The sequence below is a fragment of the Pseudomonas emilianonis genome (genome assembly GCF_023072625.1).
GTDB lineage: Bacteria > Pseudomonadota > Gammaproteobacteria > Pseudomonadales > Pseudomonadaceae > Aquipseudomonas > Aquipseudomonas paraveronii.
In genome coordinates this window covers 1-5,253 of the sequence record NZ_JAKNRV010000346.1, presented here as the reverse complement: position 1 = coordinate 5,253, position 5,253 = coordinate 1, and the positions used below count along the sequence as shown (strand labels likewise).

The window sequence follows — 5,253 nt, the reverse complement described above, 5'->3', positions numbered from 1 at the left end:
CGCACAGCCGCCAAAGCTGTGCCCGACCACATCGATCGGCTGCCCCGGGAACTCGCGCTGCGCCCGCTGCAATATCGCCTCGAAATCCAGACTGCCCCAATCCGACCATGAGGCCTTGAAGCCTCGCAGCGAGCCGCGGCGGGACTCGCCGATGCCGCGATAGTCGTAGGTGAGGACATCGAAGCCGTTGGCGAACAAATAGTCGGCGAAGCGTGAATAGTGGCGGCAGCGCACGGAGGTGGCGGCGTTGATGATGACGACCGGGCGTGTAGGGTCGGTTCGGATGTGACGCCAGATGAAGCCGCCAAGCGGGTAGCCGTCTGCGGCGGGGTCGAGGAATGCTTCGGGGGTGGGTCTGGTGGGCAGGTCCATAGGTCAACTCGATATCTGCGCTTTTGTTGTGGGCGTGTAGGCCCGCGCGCTTTTTATAAGAAGTCGAAACTACCAAATTTAGGCCGTCATGGGCACGAAGACTGTCACGTTGCTCGACGTTATCCTCTTGGGTGCTTAGGCTGGCGATCTTTCGATCGAGCTGAGTCAGCCCATGACCCGCGACACCCTCGAACACCACCAGATCCCCATCTACTTCGTCGCCGTCCTCCTGGCCGCCGCTTTCGGTCTGCTTGCGCCGTCATTGGCGCATGGCCTCGGCTTGCTGGTCACGCCGGCCATCGCGGTGCTGATGTATGCGATGTTCCTGCAAATCCCGTTTCTGGCGCTGCGCCGAGGCGTGGGCAACCAGCGTTTCCTGGCGGCGTTGCTGCTGGCCAATTTCATCCTCGTGCCCTTGCTGGTGTGGCTACTGACGCGTGGCCTGGTGGAGCGCCCGGCCTTGCTGGTGGGGGCGTTGCTGGTGTTGCTGACGCCGTGCATCGACTACGTGGTGGTGTTTACCCATATCGGCAAGGGCGATTCGCGCTTGATGCTGGCCGCGACGCCGGTGCTGTTGTTGCTGCAGTTGGTGTTGTTGCCGGTGTACCTGGGTTTGATCCTGGGTGCGCAGTCCGTGGTGGTGGTGGAAGTGCGGCCGTTTGTCGAGGCGTTCCTGTTGTTGATCGTGGTGCCGATGGTGCTGGCGGTGAGCACCACGTCGCTGGCGCGGCGATCCACGGTCGTCAACGCATGGAACGATGCCTGGGCCTGGTTGCCGGTGCCGGCGATGGCAGCGGTGCTGTTTGTGGTGATCGGCTCGCAAATCACCTCGGTGGTGCGCGATATCGGCCTGCTGCTGCCGGTGATTCCGGTCTACGTCGGCTTCGTGCTGCTGGCGCCATTGATGGGGATGTTCGCCGCGCGACTGTTCGCGCTGCCGGCGGTCACGGCGCGCGCGGTAACGTTCAGCGCGTCGACGCGTAACTCGCTGGTGGTGTTGCCCCTGGCGCTGGCGTTGCCCGAAGGCGTGCGCGGGTTGGCTGCGACGGCGGTGATCCTGCAAACCCTGGTCGAGTTGATTGGCGAGTTGATCTACGTTCGCCTGATCCCGGCGTTGGTGTGGCGCGCAGATCGGCCAGAAGCATGAATGTTCAGGTCTGTTCAGGCGCTATTTGGGATGCGTTCGGCACCATAAGCCGCCGCTCCCCACCTGACAGGACAACCGATGGATCACCGCAACCGTTTTCGCCTGGAGTCCCTGGGCATTTTTCTGATTGCTTTGTTGCTGTTCACCTTGGGGATCTGGGACCAGCAACCCCAAGGGTTTGACGGACGCTGGGCGCTGTTCCTGCAGGAAATGTTTCGTCATGGGGCGAGTCTTTTTCCGACCACCTACGGCCAGCCTTACGCGGACTATCCCGGTACCGCGACGTTCTTCAGTTTTGTATTCGCCCGGTGGTTCGGCGCGCCCAACCACCTGGCGAATATCCTGCCCACCGCGTTGGCCTCTGCCGGAGTGGTGGCGCTGATCTATCGCTTGCTGGCCCCGTCCAGTCGCCCCTGGGCGCTGCTGACGGTGTTGCTGACGTTGCTCACCACCCAGTTGCTCGAGAAATCGCGCTCGGTGTGCCTGGATCAGATGGTGGCGCTGTTATGCGTCGGCAGCTTCTACCTGCTGCACAGTGGCGAACGCCTTGGCTCGCGCCTGCGGCGGCTGGCGGTGTTCCCGCTGTTCATCCTGGGCTTTGCGATTCGCGGGCCGTTGGGCTTGATCGAAGTCTGTGGTGTGGTCTGCGTGTATTGGGCGTTGGGCCGCCCGGGAGAGCGGGTCAAGCAAGTGCTGATCCACGGCATTCTCGGGTTGCTGCTGTTGGCATGTTGCTGGTGGCTGCTGATGCAGTTGGCGCGGATCAGTGGGGGCCAGGCCTTTGCCGATGAAGTGTTCAAGATGCAGGTCGGCGGGCGCCTCGATGAAATCGGCGAACCGTTCTATTTCTACTTCCAACTGAGTCTGTACCGTTACTTCCCCGTGGTGCCCCTGGCGTTGGCGAGCATGGTTGCGCTGCTGCATCGCTGGCCGGAACGCTGGGGCAACGACGACGTGCAACTGGTCGCACGGCTCGGCGCCTGCGGCTTGATGATTCTGCTCGGGCTGTCGGTGCCGCACTTCAAGCGCGCTTATTACATCCTGCCCATGGTGCCGATGTTTGCCGCTGTCGCCTCCTATGGGCTGCTCCACGCGCAGAACTGGCTCGTCGGGGTGCGTCGCTGTTACACGTGGCTCGTCGCAGCGCTGCCGGCGTTGTGCGTGGTTGTCGTCTTTGTGTGTCGGCATGGGTGGCAAAAGCACGGTTACTGGCCGGACGTTTCGTTGCCGTTGCTGATCGGCGTGTGGGTGATCCTGCAGGTGGCTGCATTGATCGCCTGGCGTCGCGCGGGGCGCTTGGTGTGGCTCAGCGCGATCGCACTGGCGGCGCAGTGGTTGTTGCTGGTGACGGTGGTGGAGCCGGCCAAGGACCTGCAGTTCGACACCCGGCAGTTTGTCAGTCAGGTGGAAGCGCTTCGCGCAGAAGAACCGGGACCGTTGGTGTTTGTCGACCTTGCCCGAGACACCTGGGCGGTACGCTACATGATGAACCTGGATCACGACGAGCAGCCGCTGTTTATCGGGCGCAACCAACTGGATCAGTTGGACGCACTGCCACGGCCGTCCTGGGTGATCGTGGCACGCAAGGAAACCGAGCAGTTGAAGGGGACTCCAGTGGAGCACCTGGCACCGATGTTCAACGGACGGCTGAACGACAATCCGTTGTTGGTATTTTTGCTCAAGTAGACGGCGCGAGGCGGGTATTGCGTGCTGGGGCGGCGGTGAGCCGCCCAGGTTTGGATCGGTAAAACGAAGACAACAAAAAACCCGCACTAGGCGGGTTTTTTGTGTGCTTCAGATGATAGTTGCACCACCTGAAACTTAATAGTGGTGCCCAGAGACGGAATCGAACCGCCGACACGGGGATTTTCAATCCCCTGCTCTACCGACTGAGCTATCTGGGCAACGGGGCGCATTAAACTGGTTTTTCAGGGGGTCGTCAAGCAAGTTTTCAAAAAATATTTAATTATTACCGTCGCTTACGTGCCGACCCCGATTTTTGCTCAATTATTGAGCAGGTGGTACGTAGCCTTCGGCCTTGGCGTAATCCTCGCCGGAAAAGAACTTGTCCATCTCGCCTTGCAGGTATTTGCGGTCTTCGGCGTTCATCATGTTCAGGCGCTTTTCGTTGATCAGCAGCGTTTGGTGTTTCTGCCAGTCGGCCCAGGCTTTGGCGGAGACGTGATCGAAAATGTCCTGGCCCTTGGCACCCGGGAACGGGGCGCGCTCCAGGGCGGGCAGTTCTTCGTGGTACTTGCGGCAGATGATGGTGCGGGTCATGACGAAACTCCTGCGTTCAATACGTCGGCCGCGCGCTTCAGCAGTTTTTTCACCGGGGCGGCAAGGCCCAGGCGCGGCGGGGTGGCGAGGTTATACCAGAGCCAGTCGGCCTCGGCCACGTGATGGGCGGATTCCTCGACCTGGACCAGCCATGGTTCGATGGCCAGTTGGAAGTGGCTGAAGGTGTGGATCAGCCCCGGCAGTTCCTGTTGTTTACCCAGTTCCAGCGCGTGCTGGTGGGCGAGGTGTTCGAGGTCTTCCAGGTCGTCCAGCTCCGGCAAGCTCCACAGACCGCCCCACAGGCCCGTGGACGGGCGACGGTAAAGCAGGATCGCGCCGTCGCCATTGGCGAGCATGGGCATCAGCGTGCGCTTCTGGGGGATGGTCTTGCGCGGCTTGGGGATCGGGTAGCGCGTCTCCAGGCCGAGCATGTGGGCTTCGCAGCCTTTCTCCAGCGGGCATAACAGGCAACTGGGCTTGCTGCGGGTGCAAAGGGTGGCGCCCATGTCCATCATCGCCTGGGTGTAGGCGTTGACGCGATCATGGGGCGTGAAGCGCTCTGCGGTGGCCCAGAGTTGTTTGGCCACCTTGGGTTCGCCTGGGTAGCCTTCCTGCGCGGTAAAGCGTGCCAGCACGCGTTTGACGTTGCCATCGAGGATCGGCGCGCGCAGGCCCATGCTCAGGCTGGCGATCGCGCCGGCGGTGGACAGGCCGATGCCAGGCAGTTCGGTGAGTTTCTCCACGTCGCGGGGAAACTCGCCGGCGTACTCGGCCACGACAATCTTCGCGGTCTTCTGCAGGTTGCGCGCGCGGGTGTAGTAACCCAGGCCGGTCCACAGGTGCAGCACTTCGTCTTCCGGCGCGGCGGCCAGGGCTTCGACCGTTGGCAGGGAGGCCATGAAGCGGTCGAAGTAATTGAGCACGGTGCTGACCTGGGTCTGTTGCAGCATGATCTCCGAGACCCACACCCGGTAGGGCGTGATGCCCTGTTGCCAGGGCAGGTCATGGCGACCGTGGCGGTCGTACCAGTTCAGTACCGCCTCGGAAAACTGCTCGTTTCTCATCGTTTGAACAGGCCTTTCAACGCGTCTTTCAACTGTGGGTTAACTTTGTCGAGCTTCTCTTCCAGCTTCTCGTTGAGCAGGTTGCGGTAAATCAGCGCATCGCGGTTGTAGAACGCCAGCGACAGCCAGCCGCCGGGCACCGTCAACTGGTGCAGCACGGGCAGGATCGCGTGGGGTTCGGCCAGCCATTCGAGGACGGCGTGGCACAGCACCACATCGTAGGGCTCGGTGAGTTGGCCGAGCAGGTCTTGCCAGGGCGCATGGATAAAGGTCGCGGTCTGCCCGGCCTCGGCGAAGCGTTGGCGCGCACCGCTAAGCATCGGCTCGGCGGGTTCGGCCAGGGTCACCTGATGCCCGCGCTCGGCCAGCCACAGCGACATATGCCCCAGG

General features: G+C 62.1%; 5 protein-coding genes, 1 tRNA gene and 1 pseudogene. 2 read left to right on the top strand and 5 right to left on the bottom strand.

Annotated features, from left to right (window positions below):
- Positions 1 to 372: alpha/beta fold hydrolase (locus L9Z73_RS24640; RefSeq protein WP_247406632.1), on the bottom strand; the 372-nt coding region annotated here is incomplete at its 3' end.
- Between the two features lie 172 nt (positions 373 to 544).
- Here L9Z73_RS24640 and L9Z73_RS24635 point away from each other — a divergent pair.
- Both L9Z73_RS24635 and L9Z73_RS24630 read left to right on the top strand, forming a co-directional pair.
- On the top strand, positions 545 to 1,519 hold the full coding sequence (locus tag L9Z73_RS24635; RefSeq protein ID WP_247406629.1) for an arsenic resistance protein: 975 nt from the start codon (positions 545 to 547) through the stop codon (positions 1,517 to 1,519).
- A 78-nt stretch (positions 1,520 to 1,597) separates the two neighbouring features.
- Positions 1,598 to 3,205, top strand: a complete 1,608-nt coding sequence (locus tag L9Z73_RS24630) for an ArnT family glycosyltransferase (RefSeq protein WP_247406627.1) — start codon at positions 1,598 to 1,600, stop codon at positions 3,203 to 3,205.
- A 142-nt stretch (positions 3,206 to 3,347) separates the two neighbouring features.
- Here L9Z73_RS24630 and L9Z73_RS24625 read toward each other — a convergent pair.
- The 4 genes and pseudogenes from L9Z73_RS24625 to L9Z73_RS24610 form a co-directional block, all read right to left on the bottom strand.
- A tRNA-Phe gene (locus tag L9Z73_RS24625) sits at positions 3,348 to 3,423 on the bottom strand.
- A gap of 103 nt (positions 3,424 to 3,526) precedes the next feature.
- On the bottom strand, positions 3,527 to 3,799 hold the full coding sequence (locus tag L9Z73_RS24620; protein WP_017849944.1) for an oxidative damage protection protein: 273 nt from the start codon (positions 3,797 to 3,799) through the stop codon (positions 3,527 to 3,529).
- Positions 3,796 to 4,863, bottom strand: a complete 1,068-nt coding sequence (mutY, locus tag L9Z73_RS24615) for an A/G-specific adenine glycosylase (protein WP_247406625.1) — start codon at positions 4,861 to 4,863, stop codon at positions 3,796 to 3,798. Before mutY ends, L9Z73_RS24620 begins: the two co-directional genes overlap by 4 nt.
- 74 nt (positions 4,864 to 4,937) lie before the next feature.
- Positions 4,938 to 5,253: pseudogene (locus tag L9Z73_RS24610) on the bottom strand (methyltransferase domain-containing protein); the annotation flags it as partial.